General features: G+C 43.5%; 9 protein-coding genes. 3 read left to right on the top strand and 6 right to left on the bottom strand.

The annotated features are described in order from the left end of the window. The first annotated feature begins 136 nt into the window (after positions 1-136). Both AC58PV_RS06365 and nagA read left to right on the top strand, forming a co-directional pair. Complete coding sequence (locus AC58PV_RS06365; protein ID WP_497431438.1) at positions 137-931, top strand: DeoR/GlpR family DNA-binding transcription regulator; 795 nt, start codon at positions 137-139, stop codon at positions 929-931. Continuing rightward, the gene (gene nagA, locus AC58PV_RS06360; protein ID WP_497431437.1) at positions 921-2,066 is read left to right on the top strand and encodes an N-acetylglucosamine-6-phosphate deacetylase; all 1,146 of its coding nucleotides are present in this window, start codon (positions 921-923) and stop codon (positions 2,064-2,066) included. Before AC58PV_RS06365 ends, nagA begins: the two co-directional genes overlap by 11 nt. 111 nt (positions 2,067-2,177) lie before the next feature. Here the strand turns inward: nagA and AC58PV_RS06355 are convergent, their stop codons facing one another. The 3 genes from AC58PV_RS06355 to AC58PV_RS06345 all read right to left on the bottom strand — a co-directional run bounded on the left by AC58PV_RS06355 (position 2,178) and on the right by AC58PV_RS06345 (position 12,334). Further along, positions 2,178-9,983, bottom strand: a complete 7,806-nt coding sequence (locus AC58PV_RS06355) for an S-layer homology domain-containing protein (protein WP_497431436.1) — start codon at positions 9,981-9,983, stop codon at positions 2,178-2,180. Between the two features lie 63 nt (positions 9,984-10,046). Continuing rightward, positions 10,047-12,005, bottom strand: coding sequence for a methyl-accepting chemotaxis protein (locus AC58PV_RS06350; protein ID WP_497431435.1), 1,959 nt, complete (start codon positions 12,003-12,005; stop codon positions 10,047-10,049). A 59-nt stretch (positions 12,006-12,064) separates the two neighbouring features. Then, entirely contained in the window at positions 12,065-12,334 is a 270-nt protein-coding gene (locus AC58PV_RS06345; RefSeq protein ID WP_497431434.1) for a helix-turn-helix domain-containing protein, read from the bottom strand. 144 nt (positions 12,335-12,478) lie between these two features. Between AC58PV_RS06345 and AC58PV_RS06340 the strand changes: the two genes are divergently transcribed. Continuing rightward, entirely contained in the window at positions 12,479-13,333 is an 855-nt protein-coding gene (locus AC58PV_RS06340) for an MBL fold metallo-hydrolase (RefSeq protein WP_497431433.1), read from the top strand. A 37-nt stretch (positions 13,334-13,370) separates the two neighbouring features. On the opposite strand, the gene AC58PV_RS06335 is transcribed toward AC58PV_RS06340, so the two are convergent. The 3 genes from AC58PV_RS06335 to AC58PV_RS06325 form a co-directional block, all read right to left on the bottom strand. Further along, a complete protein-coding gene (locus AC58PV_RS06335; RefSeq protein WP_497431432.1) occupies positions 13,371-14,246 on the bottom strand; it encodes a hypothetical protein in 876 nt (291 codons plus the stop codon). Between the two features lie 78 nt (positions 14,247-14,324). Next, positions 14,325-15,797 carry a methyl-accepting chemotaxis protein gene (locus AC58PV_RS06330; protein WP_497431431.1) on the bottom strand — a complete coding sequence of 491 codons (1,473 nt, stop codon included), beginning with the start codon at positions 15,795-15,797 and terminating at the stop codon, positions 14,325-14,327. A gap of 86 nt (positions 15,798-15,883) precedes the next feature. After that, positions 15,884-16,570, bottom strand: a complete 687-nt coding sequence (locus AC58PV_RS06325) for a helix-turn-helix domain-containing protein (RefSeq protein ID WP_497431430.1) — start codon at positions 16,568-16,570, stop codon at positions 15,884-15,886. Positions 16,571-16,640 lie beyond the last annotated feature (70 nt).

Genomic DNA, 16,640 nt, shown 5'->3' with positions numbered 1-16,640 from the left:
ATCAATTTTATCATAAATAGTAAAATTGGTATAATCTGAACAAGTGAGTTTAATTTAAAAATCACTTAAACTTACTTAATAATTACTTTCAAATACTTAAATAGTATGATAGAATTACTTATATGGGGTGATATTCATGTATCAGGAAGAACGATTACTAAAAATACTCGACTATGTTAATAAAAACACCGTGATGAGTGTTATGGATATCTGCTCTCTTCTAGATGTATCTAGAGATACAGCCCGAAGAGATATTGTTAAATTAGTACAAGAAGGGGTTGTTATTCGTACACATGGAGGTGTCGCTCTACCTCAGTTGCAGAAGGAAATAGCTAGCTATCAAGAACGTTTAATTGACGAAACGGACAGTAAAAGGAAGATCGGGCAGTTAGCAGCTAATCTAGTTCAAGATCGGGAGACAGTCATTTTTGACGTATCAACTACGGTACAGTCTGTAGCCGAACAAATTACCGCCAAAAACATTACGGCGATCACACATTCCATAGATATATTAGGAATTCTGTCAGGTCGGGAAGATCTCCAAGTTTATGTGCTCGGCGGCTATTTACACACCAAAAATCGATTATTATATGGCCCCTCTGTCATTGATAAGCTAAGAGATTTAAGAGCTGATAAGGCATTTATCGGAGCTACAGCTATACGCGCCGATGGTCTTTATTTTCCGTACGAAGATGATGTTTCCGTTAAAAAGGAGATGGCCCGGCGATCGGATCAGCTTATTGCTGTGGCCGATTTTACAAAGTTCGCTAGCAAGTCGGTTTATCGTTTAGATTTTGACTTTGTAGATATTTTGATTACCGATCAAGAGGTGCCTATCGAAATAAGCGAAGTTCTTCATCATAAAAATATAACGATAATTCAATGTGATGAGAAACACAACTATGAGGAGGAAAAGAGCCATGAGTCTTAAAATTCTACACAATGTAAATGTGCTTCAACAAGATGCCCCCGAACTATCTGTCACACTTTGGATACGAAACGGAAGGATTGAAAAAATAGAAAGTGGTCCGACTTCTCTTCCAGAGGGCGAATATGAATTCATAGATGGTCAAGGACATTTATTAGTACCCGGCATGATCGATGTGCATATTCACGGTGCCAACGGATACAATATGATGGATGGCAGTGAGACAAGTATTCAGGAAGTTTCAAGGGCTTGTGCTGAAACAGGGTGCACCTCATTCTTGGTCACCTCTGTCAGCTCTACAATCGAAGAATTATTAGCCATGATTCGAAGCGTCAAACGTGTTATCGGGCATGAAGTCGGGGCCAAAATTGCCGGGCTTCATCTAGAGGGGCCTTACCTGAATCCTAAACGTAAAGGTATGCAAAATGAACGATATTTACGTCATCCGAATCTGACTGAAATGAAGGATATTTTTAACGAAGCCGATGGACTGATTAAAATGGTTACGATAGCTCCAGAATTGCCTGGTGGAATGGAACTCATTTCTTATCTGAAGGAAATGGGTGTGGTTATCGCTGTAGCGCACTCAGATGCCTCTTACGAGGAGGCCAAGCAAGCCTTTGCAGCAGGAGCGAGTCATGTTACGCATTGTTTCAATGGCATGCGGCCGATTCATCATCGGGATCCAGGCCTAGTTGTAGCAGCTTTTGAAGAAGAACATGTCAGTCTCCAAGCGATTGTAGATGGCATCCATTTGCATCCTGCGATCGTTCGAATGATGCATCGTCTCAAAGGACCAGATGGCATGGTACTTATCACAGATGCTTTGCAAGCCATGGGTTTAGGGGATGGAAATTATGTGTTCGGTGGCCATCATGTTACGGTTACCGAAGGTGTGGCACGTCTAGAGGATGGGACTTTAGCCTCCAGTACAGTTACGATGAATGAGGCACTGCGTTTAACCGTTGAAACAGGTATTTCATTGACAGACGCGGTTCAAATGGCAGCAACAACTCCTGCACGCATACTCGGCCTTGATACTATAGGCAGGATCTCGGCGGGTTTTGATGCTGATCTTGTCTTGTTAGATGAACAATTCCAAGTACAATGGACAATGATTAAAGGTCAAATTATTTAATGAGTTGATATTGCATGACAATAAGGGCTGTCCCTCTAGGTCGAATGACCTTGAAGGACAGCCCTTATTTTCTTGTTAATTACTCCAAATCCGATCGCTCAGCTTTGTATTTTACCAACGGAGTGGCTTGCAGAGTTTTGCCTTCATTGCTGCTTCTGCTTTAACTGTGATAGATCCACCGGGAGTGTAGTCCTTATTTTTCATTAAATCTCGGACATCGTCATGCATTTGGCTATCTTTCCCTTTAACCCCGGACTTCGATAGATCCATTAAATCAATTCGTGCCGGACCAAAATCGGCTTTGGCGACACCACCCAATGAGGGGCACCCTCCATCCCAGCTATCTTCTACCTTCATTCCTAAAGTTAATGATGCAGGTCCATATGAAAGCTTGCCCGTCACTTCAACGCCAATAGCATCCTTTGACAAGTCCTCGAAAGGATTCACATCCAAACCGCCACCGGCGCCAAATCCGAACTCTACGCAGGCTGAGAATCCTTCGTCGGTTGCGCAAACTTTCCCACCTCCACCAATACCTTCATATAAAGAACCTCCGATGCAGAACAGACCGCAGGGATCACGCAATAGTACAGGGTTATTGTTCACGTAAGCGTACAAATTAGCCTGCCCGCTTTCATGCAGAATCGGATCACGAGCCGTCCACCGCCCACTGAATGCATCATAATCGCGTGCCCCGAACCGAATCAATCCTGTCGCTCCATCCCCAATCCCCCCGGCAAAGCCAATCACGAGTTCAAATGCTGGATTCGAATCATTCAGCAGCACGCCATAGCTGTCGTACCTAAGCTTTTTGACGACTTTCCCGTCGGTATCGAGCACTAATTGAGGAGTTCCTACACCGTCAGTAATTACGTAATATCGTACGCCTGCCCGCTCCAGTCCTAGCAACAGTCCATTCTCATCATAATCATACTGAGTCATAACACCGTTTGGATCGATAGATGTAGTCAGCATCTGCAAGGAGTGCGGGTGACCGTACAGGTACTGAACCTTTCCACCAGACTCATCCTGCCGAGCTGTCCTTCTCCCAATTGCATCATAGGTGTACTTATAAGTCGCATCGCTAACCGTGGCTTCAAGCAATTCTCCGCGGATGCCATAACGAAACGAATCGTTACCTCGCTGTTTTAAGAACCCGTCATCATCGAATAAATAAGCGGTTGCGCCAACATTCTTAAGCTGATCGAACTTATCATACACGCTTATTTCCTTTGCACCGTTAAACTCCCGACTGATCCTGTTCTTGTTCTCGTCATATTCATAGGTCTCAATATCCAATTTTCCATCCGCACCGTATCGTTCGGTAGAAATTAATTGGCCGTCCCTATCGAATTCATAGTGTTCCTTTGCTTGGCCTTCTACAGAAGTAACGGTTCTATCTGTAACCAATCCTCTCTTATCATACTCATATTCAATCCGATGTACTTCATCACCATCAAGTTCAGTTGTTTGGTTTACCTTCCTGCCAATTTCATCATAGCCTATGTTGACTTTTAATTTTCCATCACTAATGAATCTGATGGTTCTGCCAGGGCCACTGCGATTGAATTCAAACGCGCCAAATCGAGTCATCCGATTATCAAGATCGAAGCTAATCGGCGTATTGACTGTTGTATTCGTTAGAGCGCCATAAACTTGTCCTGTCACTGATGTTTGGAACCCTATCACATTTGACAAAGCATCATACGTGTAGTCGAATCTTCCTTCTGCTGCGCCAGACCAGATCATGCGACTAACATCTTCTCCATCATAAGTGTAAGCAATCTCTTGTAAGCTTCCTGCTTGCTCGCTTTGAATCTTTTGAACACGTTCCGTGGCATCTGCATAAGTGAATGTGCGAAGAATATCGGGATCATTCATTGCTGTCATTCGCTTACCTCCAATTTGTTCATACAGATAGTTGGTTTCTCTGCCACTTCTCAGTTTCGATTGTTCTAACTTTCCGCTATTGCTATGCTCCAGTGAAATCCAAGGCTCCAAACCATCAGGGTTGAATCCTTCAAACTGATTTAATGAGTTAAAATGCTGGCTGTAATTAGTACCGTCAGGCATGGTGATCTTGGTTGGATTACCGAAATCATCGTAGTCTTTACGATACGTTTTACCTCCAGGTGTCTCCATACTGATCACGCGTCCTGTTTCGTCATATCCATAGTTTTTCACGCTTCCATATGCATCAAAGACAGATTTCAACCGATTTTTCTCATCATAGGCATAATTAAGTGCTTGATCACTACGTTCAATTCGCTCAAGACGACCTCGTTCATCATAATGATAGGAAGTTCCAGATAGTGAGGAATCTGCAGTCGCAATTCTGCTTACCCTCCCCTTCCCATCCAAGTACGTATATAATACGGCACCTTCTGCACTTGTCTCTGTATATTTACGTGTTGCTACCTCATACTGCACCTTAGATATTGCCCCATTGATGTTGTACTGCACGGTGTAGGATTCCAACGTACCATTTGGTACAACGGCCAAACGAGATTCCGAAAATTTCACTTGGCGACCATCTGCATTTATGGCTGTCATCTCTTGCAGTACTGGGACATTCATGCCCCAGCGCGGATCAGGTGAGAACGTTTTGTTGACGGTCGTACCATTCGGCAAATCCAACTGCTGGCTGTAATCGCCATGAACGGTCAAAACCGTTTGTCCCCCAGCCGGGTCAATCGAGGTACGAATCAATTTCCCATTGGATTTCTCTACTTTATAAACAGTAGAACGAGCTTCCGGATCAGTAAATACAACCCTATATCCGACCGCTGTATCTGTCCTTTGCAGTGTTTTAACACCATCCAATGCATTCTCTGCACGAACTAACAGCCCCTTGCTATCATACTCATACTCACTGACAGCTTGATTTGGATCTATAAACCGAGTAAGCAGCCCCTGGGCATCGTACACCATCTTGTATGAGCGACCCGCGTTATCCGTAACCGCAACGAGCTCGCCATTGGCGTCGACATCAAGCTTCGTCCTCCCTCCACCCGGTTCAGTGATTGCTAACGGCACACCGCTGACATCGCGTTCAATCAAGACCTGATTGCCCTCTCCATCATGGATGGCGATAAGATGCCCCGAATCATCATAGCTCAGCTCATTAATCAGAGCGCCTGTGAGTGAATGGAGTGTTTTTATAAGTCTTCCGTTCCTACCGTCAAATTGGTAGATTTTCATTCCACTCTCATCCGGTACATACATCGTCTCATTAGAAGTAATTCTATAATGTTTTTTCAAATATTGATCCGCGACAATCAGACTGCCATCTGATTCTACGGCTTGGAGAAATAAACGCGTTCCATTTAGCTCATCCTTCATTTTCTCCAACAATGCCGATTGAACCAACTCTAGATCACCTTTCTCATTAATTCGGTATATCTTATTGCGGAACAACTTATCTTGAAAATAAAGACGCCCTCGTGCATCCATCATATCTAGATCGTTCGCATTGAATCGTGTGCCAATGGCTTCTGCACCATCCTCTAAACTGTTGCCATATACGTTATAACCGTACTCGCCTGCATAGCGAGAAAGCGTCCCATCTGGACTAATCTTTCGATAACGAGTTTTCATCCCGCCATAATAATCGTAATTGTTATCCTTCAAGTACAAGCTGCCATCAGGCCCTATCATGATGCCGTGCACAAGTCCCACAGCTTCCTTGGTTGCAGGGCCGTTCTCAAGGCTTTCAACAACCCCAGGATCATTCATTTGTGCAATGTGCCCATCAGTACCGATCCGGTACAATCTTCCTTTGTTACTTGCCTCAACTTGAAGAAAATAAATACTTCCGTCCGGGCTTATTTCTAAATCAATTACTTCGGCCAACTCTGCCTGATTGGCCTTTGAACCTTCCGCAATCGGCGTACTGCCGCTACCTCTAGTTCCTGTACCAGCTACAGTTATCCACTGTGTTTCTGTTCTTTTTTTCCTAATTATTGAGGATGCCTCATACGAGTACACATAAATTGCACCAGATGCATCAACCCTAACTGTTGATGGTTTAAAATTCGGCCCAAATTCGCCAGCTCGATGAAATGTTCCATCGTAACCTATGCGAATTAACAGATAGTTATCTTCCTCTTTCGCGTAAGCTGTTGTGTAATATTCTCGTTCCAAACCTGCGACCAAAATCGATCTGTCGAAGTCGAAGTCCTGTTCCAACGTCGTCTTACTAACCGAATTATCAGGATCACCGGTAATTTTCAATTCTTTAAATAACGAAGCGCTTCTCTCAAATTTTTGATGATTACCGGTATGCAGCATTTTCTGCGTTTGATCATAGATATGGTGAACATCCAGACTCCAACCAGCAATACCTGATTCCTTATAACGGTTAACGGGACTCTCCAGCTGCCCGTTCCATGTTCGTGATGTGGTTACCTCACGTTGCGCATTTGCTCTTCCTATAACCACGCCTGTAGGAGTTACACGCCCGAAGCTTTGGTAGAACTCTTCGGCAGAACGGTAGTAACGAGCGGAGTAATGATAAGAGACAGTTACCTTATACGGATGGGCGCTCGTTAACAATCTCTGGTAAGCATCCTTCCCGTTCCAATCAAACGTCCATTGTTGATTGGATAAAGCGGCGAATTGTTTCGTGTAAGTATTACCACCAATATCAATCTGTACAGTCATGTACTTGAGCGATGCAGGCATCGGGTTCTCATCGCTTACCGGTATTTCAAGTCTGGATTTAGGAAAAAAGCCCTCGGACCTTTCACTGTTGTAAGTGAGTGCCATCCCAGTGCCCGGAATGGGTATTCTCTCCCCTAAAGTTTGGTTTTGACAACCAATAATAGAACCACTCTGTTCACAAGGGTCTTTAATATCAATCTGATTGAAATTAGGGCTCTTATCCGGAGGATTGATCGCATCTGGCGGAGGTCCATATGGCCAATTAGTGTCCCAAGGAGTAAAATGCTCGATCGGCGTTCGCCATAGACTTTGGCCGGGCAAGTAAAGCTCTGCCAGTTTCACTCTCTCTTCCTCCGTGAGACCAAGCTCTAGCAGTCGCTCCTCACTGTCTTCACTTCCGTCGCCGTCCGTATCGATTGCAGCTTCTCCATTATCGATTGACATGATACGAATCACTTTGCCATTGTCAGAGGCGACCCAGTTTCCTAATAGGCGATCGAAGTAACCTGTCGGTACGATTTCACCTACGGGAAAATCAAGATAATTTTCCACATAATAAAACAAGGGCTGATTAAACACAACTTCTGAAGATTGGGCTGCGATTGCCTCATCTGCCGATAATTCTACAGCATGCGTGTAACCCACATAGGAAGGTAAATCCCCGGGCATAGCCTTCATCCCCTGCTCACCAACCGTATATTCAGTTGCCCGCAAATGAATTTCGGTTAATTGCTGCATCGTGCCGTCCGGCAGACGCATGGAACCTGTCACGCCTTTCGGAAAAATAACCGTTGGTGTACGTTGTCCCTCTGAGTCGCTAACCGTACTGCCTTGCGCACTCTGAACCTGCTCTGCATCCATCAGATCGACTACTGTAACTTGCGTATCATAAGCCGTCATCACGACATCTGGAATGGCAGCATAATCGCCGGAAATGACATTCCACTTCCGCTGCACTATCATATAACCGTTCTTCTCATATTGAACCGTGCCGTTACCACCGCCGTTTACAGCCATATCGAACATACCGTCGGCCCGGCTAAATGTCTGCCCCCACTCACTGTGATCCAACAGCGTGATCTTCACGCCCGAGAGCAGTTCGCCTGATTTATCCAGCACTTTGCCTCTCAGCACGGCTGAAAGGTGTTCGTCAATCGCTCCCGGTACAACACCAGTTTGTATCGGCTGACTTCCGGTATATAAGAATTCAGTCATCGCCGTGAAGCTTGGTATGCTAGTTGTCGTTAGCGGGTTGGCTGCTCCGATAGGGTCTGGAGGCAAGTTGTTGCCGCCATTGCTGGAGACTGGAGTTGTTGTAAACGTTGATGATTTATCCGATTCATTGCCGCTTTGATCATAAGCAGTAATAGCAAATCGATAAGGAATACCGTTGGTTAGATTGAGAGCCGTATAATTCACAGCCGTGCCCACATCAACAGCTGTGTTCCATGTTACAGCATCGGCTGATACATAAACATTGTATCCTGCCAAATCAGCTTCGCTGTTGGTCTCCCAACCAAGCGTCACCTTGCTGTCACCGGCATTACCGGTCAGCCCGGCAGGAATGGTTGGTGGCTCAAGGTCTTCCTGTGGAGGGGGGCCGGAAGGAATAACTTCAACGGATATCGAGCGCATGGATTCGTTGCCCAACTTATCGTAGGCTGTAGCTGCGAATTGATAGGAAATTCCATTCGTAAGACTTTTGGCTTTGTATAAGGTGTTAAGACCATTGTCTGTACTTAACGTCCAAGTAACACCGCCGTCAATAGACATATATATCTTATACCCTGCCAAGTCATCGTCATTATTGGCTGTCCAGCTCAAATCCGCTTCCTTATCCCCTGAGGTAGCTACCAGTCTTGTCGGAATTGCAGGTGGTATTCGGTCTGTGTCACTACCTCCTCCAGTGGGATTACCCGAGGAATTGCCAGATGAGCCGCCTGATGCTGCTTCTTGGGAAGAAGAGAAAACCAATTGGCCGAGTTCCTTGTGTTCACCTGCTTTAGGCGAGTGATAGGTCCCCGCTAAAGCAACTTTGCTGCAAGCGCAGCCAGGTATTGAGGCTTGATCCGAATCCAGCAAGTTAAGCCCTTGCAGCACATCCATCCCAGCACCGAATACACCCTCGGGTCTGTCCGTCTGAGCTGTATAACTCTGAATTCGAGGATCTTCCAATAAGTTAACTGTATAATCCTTTTCAGGAAGAACAACGGCTTTGAATGTTCCGTCTGACTTCGTTACAGCAAAGAATGTAGGATTTGTCGTAAGGGTGACCAAAGTTCCGGCCGATGGGCTTCCATTCTTGGCGACAACCCTTCCAGTGAAAGAAGCGGCTGATTCAGTCTTTAATTGAAATGCCGTATGCACACTGTCAACTTCAACTTTCTTATAAGCAACAGATTCTTGACCAATCGAATATAGTTCATAAGAGCCGGAAGGCAGAGAGAACGTAACGTTTCCCTTTGCATCGGTCTTCCCCTCCGCCATGAACATTTTTTTTCCTTGAGGATGAACAAATACTTGTGCATCGACCATCAAGTTATTATCCGGAGTTTGAACAGTAACAGATAGCGTTATATCAGATGTTGGCGTCTGACTATTTGTCAGCTTCCATATCCGATCCAGTGCAACTACTAGTTCAGCTCGAGTTAAATTCCTTTTCCCATGAAAGGCGCCATCCTCATATCCTTGTAGAACCTGAGCATCTGATAATGCCACAACAGCCTCAGTCGCCCAAGGCGCAATGGCGCTCCTATCTGTAAACCTTGAGACTGAAAACGTTTTGCTTGGATAAAAGCGATGCAGCAAAACTGCTGTCTCCTCACGTGTAACATACTCGTTAGGGCGGAAGCTACCGTCCTCGTAACCTTGGATGAAACCAAGGTTCGATGCATCAAGCACATCCTCCGCGAACCATTCCTTTTTCACATCTGAGAAACCCGAGATATCTCTTTCAGAATGCTTAAATCCGGTCAAGCTTGCCATACGATACACAAATACAGCTAATTCAGCACGTGTTACAATTTGATCCGGTTTAAACGTGCCATCTTCATATCCCTGAATGACCTTTTGGCGAGTTAAATTGGCAAATGACTGCTGTGCCCATGGCGGAATTATCTCCTCTTGTGCTGTTGGAGGATTCTTGCCAACCTCTGCCGCCGTAACTTCCATACTTCCTGTTAGCTGTAAAGATTGTACCAGCAACAAAAGCGTAAGAATGAAGGCAAGTTTGCTTTTCTTTAAACGATGACTCATTAAAAACCTCTTCTTTCAATTTGAATTTCGCGATTTTCCCAATGCAAAACCTGCTCCAAGACATCACATTTTAAATTTCTCATTCATTTCTTGCAGCTCAATGGCCATCTTCGATAGTGCCTCGGAAGAAGCCGCAATTTCTTCCATAGATGCGAGTTGTTCCTCTGCAGCTGAGAATACATTATGTGTAGCTGTTGCACTTTCTTCCACAATGGCCGATATAGTCCCCATCGCTTGGGCTGCTTGATCGACACCGTTCAAAACTTGCTGAGAAGCGATCGATACTTCCTGAATTTGCTTCTCCACATCTTCTATCGAAAGCTGAATTTGACTGAACAACTCACCGGCTTTATTCATAACTTGGATGCCCCCAGTTACTTCTGAGAATGTTACGTCCATCGATATAACCGCTTGCTGCGCCTCCGTCTGTATCGTCTTAATCATGTTGATGATTTGTTTGGAGGAATATGCCGTTTGCTCGGATAGTTTCTTAACTTCCTGAGCAACGACGGCAAACCCGCGTCCGTGTTCTCCTGCTCGCGCCGCTTCGATAGAAGCGTTCAACGACAACAAGTTGGTTTGAGTTGAAATTTCACTAATGAGAGAAACAATATTGCCAATTTCATTCGATTGGTTAGTTAAATTTTTAATGACTAGCGATAGATTTTCAACAGTACTTTGGATGGAGCTCATCTGCGTCACCGCGGTCTGAATAGTCTGATTACCTTCCTTCGAAATTCGGGTAGCCTGCACTGCTTTCACAGAAACTGCTTGCGAGCTGGCTGCAATTCCCTGTACATCCTTTGACATTTCTATAACAATGCGTGATCCCGTCTTGACGCTGTCCACCTGCGTCTCAGCACCTTCTGCCAGCTGTTGGATATTCTCGGCAATGAACTGTGTAGCATTCGAAGTCTGCTCCGAGCTTGCCGTTAGCTCCTCCGACGATGCTGCAAGTAGACTGGAGGTTTCGCTCACTTCCATCAGAATCGTTCTTAAAGAATGGATCATCTTGTTAAAGCTTTGGCCAAGCTGTGCAATTTCATCTCTAGCCCGTGTTTCTTCCATTTGAACAGTCAAATCACCTTCACTGATTTGCTGAGACACATGAATTAGTTTTCTGACAGGAACTATGATGGAGCGGATGATGAAATATATAATTGCTGCACCTACGATCATAGCAACTAGAATGACAAACAAGGTTGTTCTCAATACTACCGCTGCTTCGTCTTTAATCTCTTGGAGGGAGAGCGTCCCCATAACCTTCCAGCCCGTTAATTCATTCTGTTCAACAACTGACCTCATGGCTTGCCTTTCTTGTATTGATGAAAAGGTGATGTGTTGACCATCTCCTATGAAAGATACAAGTTCAGTTGGAACCGGAGTACCCGGCTTCATGGTAGGATGAACCAGATAAGTCTTCGACTTATCGATAATAGACAAATAACCGTGCTTCCCAATCTTCACCCTCTTCACTTCTGCAGCAAACTTTGTCATATTCAAATCGACAGCAATGACTTTGGAACCATCCTCAGTCGCGCTGGCAAATGTAACGACAAACTCCCCATTCGTCGCATTAACGTACGGATCTGTCATAATGGTTTGACCCTTGGCCTTTATGGCATTCTCGTACCAAGGTCTTTGGCGCGGGTCATAACCATCCGGCATAGCCACCTCTGGATAAAGAACCATCTTACCGTCTGAGGCACCTACATAAGTCGCATCCAGCTCGGAGTGAAGGGATTGGAATTTGGCAATTAAGTTTTTTACTGTAGGCTCTGAAGGGTTGGCACTTTCAAGTTTGTTGGGCAAGCTTTGCGCCAAATAATCGACATCTCTGCGGATTGGTTCCATATAATCATTAATCAGTCTATTAAAATAATTCACATTTTCCTGAGTAGCCACCATAATATGCTGCTCTACCTTTTCTTTGGAACTCTGATAGGAAAACCATCCTATCGTCAAACATGGAATTAATAAAATAGCAGAAAAAGATAAGATCAACTTACTTTTTAGCGACATTCGAAATGCATTTCCCTTGTTTGTCATCATCATTTCCCTCCGAATGTACACGCTTGTGATCAATTACTTCTTTTATCTCCTTGAAGCTTTAAACTTTTATGCTTTAAGCGCATAGAAAATCGTTCATCTGCAAAATAATAACTAATATCTACGCTAAGTGTGTGACACAGAATTTCAATATTTTTCAACGATACATTGCGCTCACCACGTTCCACACCTCCAATATATGTTCTATTCAGCCCAGAGAGAGAGGCAAGCGTATCCTGAGATATACTTGATCGCAGGCGTAATTCTTTGAGGCGTAATCCGAAGTCAAGCAAAATATCCATAATTAAGCACCCTTTTTGAGTATTGAGTATATAGTCATGTTAAGCTAAATGCTCGAGTAGAGTCGACGGACTATAAGTATCGTTGCTAAATTGCAATTGCCCCTTATGATATCTATTAGCATTCTTGAGGAATAGGAGTTCATTATGTCCCAGATTGAACGTATAAGTAAGCACATATGGATCCAGCATGCGGATCATGGAACGGACCGTCCCATACTTGCTGCAATTGTCGGTGAGAAAAGAACACTGTTACTGGATGCTGGCAATTCTCCGGCCCACGCTGCGCAATTTCGCGAGGAACTCACTAGGCACAACATTCGTTTGCCCGATCTGCTAGTTTTGACACATTGGCATTGGGATCATACATTTGGCATGTCTGAATGGAAACTTCCCGCGATCGCGAATCAGCAGACAGCGATGCGACTTGGTCAACTTGCAGACCTCATTTGGACCGATGAGACTCTCAATGATCTTATTCGTGAAGGGATTATTAACGAGGTGAGTGCCAGACATATCCAGTTAGAATACAGCAATAATCGTGAGATACACATTATTGAACCTGATGTAATATTTCATGATAGGCTAACTATCGATCTTGGAGGAGTACTCTGTGAGTTGGAACACGTTGGCGGCGATCATGCAGAGGATTCCTGTCTCCTCTACGTGAAGGAAGATAAAACTTTATTTCTGGGTGACGCACTCGGACCAGCAATCTACGGAGGTCCTTATCGATATACCAGTGCTAACTTCCTGAGACTAATGGAACAAGTTAATAGGTATGATGTTCAAACATACGTTGAATCTCATTCACTGCCTGCTACTGCCGATGATTTCCATGAAGACATTAAACGTTATGTGCAATTAGCTCGATATGTCGAAGCATTTGGCTACGATCATGTACGGATTACCTATGAGATGAAACAGTACCTACAGGTGAATGAGCTATCTGACGAGTTTACCAAAGCAATTGTGTGGTTTCTGACAAGCGATGCAAAGTAACTGAAAGTTACTTTACATCGCTCACGTCTAGCATAAGTTACTTGTCAGAGACAACAATCCATGCATCACCAAGCCAGTCACTCTTAATCCGATAGTGAACATCTGAGCCTTTTAATTTCTCAAAAGCAAATACAGTCTGTGGAGTGAGCTCTCCTATCTCTTCTCCGGAACGATGGAAAATTGTTCGAAACAGCGGGGTTTGAAACTGTAACTTGATCTCCTTCTCGATAGGTTCCGTCGGGACAACCCATTTCATGCCTTTATCCGTATTCACGTAGTACCAATAGTCATCCTTAGCTAATACATCAACTGTTTGTGGATCAAGCCTCCCAGTAGCTTGATGGCTAAACGTGTCGTCATAAATATCAAAAGAATTGTTAAACGTGATCGTTCCGCTATTCGCCTCTACAAAGTGTCCGGGACGTATCCATTTCAGGCCTAGCCAAGTCTCAATGCTTACGAGTTGTGTCCCTTCTCCAAAGAAATCTCCTCTTGCCACTACGACTTGAGGAGCAAGTACCCCTATTGGCTGTGGATTATGGCCATGCTTAAGTGGAAAGTCATAAAAAACCTGATCCGTTTCAATAAGCATTTTCTTAGGTTGATCATATTTTCTCACTTCTCCTTCCACAAACTCATTGGGATGAATCCATTTTTCACCCAACCATGTATGTACCAGAGTCCAGCCCTTCTCAACAGTTTCTACATGGCTCGCTTTTTTTAAGGTTTGAGGGGATAACAAGCCAACGATTGCTGAATCTTTTCTTGGTAAGTCATATAAGGCTGTTTCCTCTAACGTTGTTACAAATTCTGGACAGTACATCCCACAAGCAGCCTCAGTTTTTATTGCATAATTTTCCGAGAACAGTACTAGTGAGATACCCATAACGCCAGCTATCAACATTTTTCTCATTCTTAATCTCCCCCTAATATAAAATAGCCCCCATAGTTTTAAGGAAGGGAGCAAATGATCCAGCTTATATGTAGTAAACTAATTCCTTTTTGTTGAACGCTGTAATTCCAAAATAAGCTCCTCAAGCTGCTTAAAGCTGTTTACCATCGTCTGAACAGTACTATTTTGCTGATCAATACTCGCTGAAATCTCCTCAACGGAAGCACTCGATTGCTCAGTAATGCTAGATACATTTGCAAGTTCAGAAGCAATTATTTGAGAAGAATTTTTCAGCTCAGTCACCATATCTTGAGATTCAGCTACTTGCTCCACTACAATTTGCATGGTTGCGCTAATGTCTCGGAACGTTCTCTCCGCATCGATGGCAACCTCTTTACCAGCTAATATAGCCTGCTGACCCATGGTCACCTGATTGGTTATCGTTTGAGTCTTATTCTTAATTTCACTTAGAATATCCACAATTTGCTTAGTGGAATATTGAGAATTTTCAGCCAATTTACGCACTTCTGATGAAACCACGGCAAAGCCTCTTCCATGCTCGCCTGCACGTGCTGCTTCGATTGCCGCATTGAGTGCGAGTAAATTCGTTTGACTTGAAATATCGCTAATCGCCGTAACAATATTCCCAATATGCTCACTTTGCAAATTTAATTCATTCATTGAAGTAACCGTCATTGTTACAATATCTGCCAATTTTTGAATTTCCTTGGTTAAATTCTCAATTTTCTTACTACCTTCCTGCGTCTTTAATGCTGTGGATTGAATCAAATTATCAATTTGCGCAGAATTATTAAAAGTCCTCAAGATGGACATATCAACGGTTTTAATGGATTCATTAATATCCGCAACACTGCTAGCCTGTGTTTCCACACCTTTGGCGACTTCGGAAAAAGCAGTGGACAATTCATGGAAAATCATTCCTGTAGATCCTACATTTGAGCTTAAGCTTTGATTGAAAGAAGTGAGCACTTCAATGGATTTGCGAATTTTTACTAGCAGTCGATCTGATTCGTGTTGTGCCGCCACAGATTCTGTCCAACTCTTTTCAATGTCTCTTCTGAGTTTCGTACCAAGATGAGCTTGTAAACAGAGCATGCCAGCTATGAAAAACAAGATAAAAATCAAGGTGATCATCATGGATTGAGAACCATCAGACTTGTACACATCTGGTGTTTTAAACATGAAAGTCAGTGCCAAAATAATCGTGATGATACTATTCACTAAGATATATCTTAAATTCAAATAAATAGCATTAATAGCCAGAGAGATAATCAACATGACAAAAATGAGCAGATCCGCTTTTTGTATAGCCAAAGATATCGTCCCTAATAAAATAATAGCGGAATACACATAAGGAACAATTCTAATCCCGATTTTTTTGTAAACAAAATAAGTAATGATTCCCCCGGGCAGTAGGCAGATTGCCGAGTTTATCCCTAACTCCCAACGACCCACTGCCATATAAAACACTGTACTCAGTGCACACGAGACCATGAAAAACCAGGTGAGCAATATATTAACTCGATGTATAAACGCTAGGTTTCTATCCACTGAATGACCTCCTACTTTTGGCAACTCTCATCCTGACATTCCACTAATCCAATTAAAGTCATTCTTTCAACATACGCATTCTCAGGTTATCTTGTGTTTAAGTACTCCTTTATTACAAGCAGTAAATCATCCTCACCATCAGCCAACCACTGCCCATTTTCAACAAAGAGACTTTTCTGAACTTTAATAATCCCGCTCCGTTTCGCTAGCCGATTCATCTGATTCTGCATAAATCTCGAATTACAAAGTACGATTACGTGTTCACAATGAGGCAGAAACCATCGTTGAAGTTCTTCCCAAATTGCTGTAACTTCATGTTGGAAGGTAATGGGCTGATCTTTGGTCATCATTTTGCTATTATCAATAAGTAATTTCACTTTACCTGAAGTAAGTTGCCGACAGGCGTTCTTTAAATCCACGGAGATCTTCTTTACTTCATTGAGATGTAGAGCCCCAGTCACTTGCCAAGCAATAATATTCTCCTCATTCTGTACGGTAAATCTAAAACGCTTTTCTAGAGGAAGACTCAATTCACTTTTCAAAAAGGCCTTATGTAAAGAGAATCGTTCATCGGCAAAAAAATAACTAATATCTACATCAAGTGTATTACATAAAATTTCAATATTTTTCAATGAAACATTGCGCTCCCCACGCTCCACTCCCCCAATATACGTTCTGTCCAGTCCAGAGAGAGAGGCAAGTGTGTCTTGAGACATACTTGATCGTAGTCGTAATTCTTTAAGACGTAATCCAAAGTCTTGCATAATATTCATAAGTAAGCATCCTTCTGGTTAATGGGTATAAATCAATCCTAAACTACACGCCGCGCAGAGTCGACGGACT

The sequence above is a fragment of the Paenibacillus sp. J22FR83 genome (assembly GCF_059691955.1).
This window is presented reverse-complemented; position numbering and strand designations above follow the sequence as displayed.

Bases quoted from the DNA above. Each gene is read 5' to 3' on its own strand.
- AC58PV_RS06365 (WP_497431438.1), top strand. From the start codon at position 137: ATGTATCAGGAAGAACGATTACTAAAAATACTCGACTATGTTAATAAA.
- nagA (WP_497431437.1), top strand. From the start codon at position 921: ATGAGTCTTAAAATTCTACACAATGTAAATGTGCTTCAACAAGATGCC.
- AC58PV_RS06355 (WP_497431436.1), bottom strand. From the start codon at position 9,983: ATGAGTCATCGTTTAAAGAAAAGCAAACTTGCCTTCATTCTTACGCTT.
- AC58PV_RS06350 (WP_497431435.1), bottom strand. From the start codon at position 12,005: ATGTCGCTAAAAAGTAAGTTGATCTTATCTTTTTCTGCTATTTTATTA.
- AC58PV_RS06345 (WP_497431434.1), bottom strand. From the start codon at position 12,334: ATGGATATTTTGCTTGACTTCGGATTACGCCTCAAAGAATTACGCCTG.
- AC58PV_RS06340 (WP_497431433.1), top strand. From the start codon at position 12,479: ATGTCCCAGATTGAACGTATAAGTAAGCACATATGGATCCAGCATGCG.
- AC58PV_RS06335 (WP_497431432.1), bottom strand. From the start codon at position 14,246: ATGAGAAAAATGTTGATAGCTGGCGTTATGGGTATCTCACTAGTACTG.
- AC58PV_RS06325 (WP_497431430.1), bottom strand. From the start codon at position 16,570: ATGAATATTATGCAAGACTTTGGATTACGTCTTAAAGAATTACGACTA.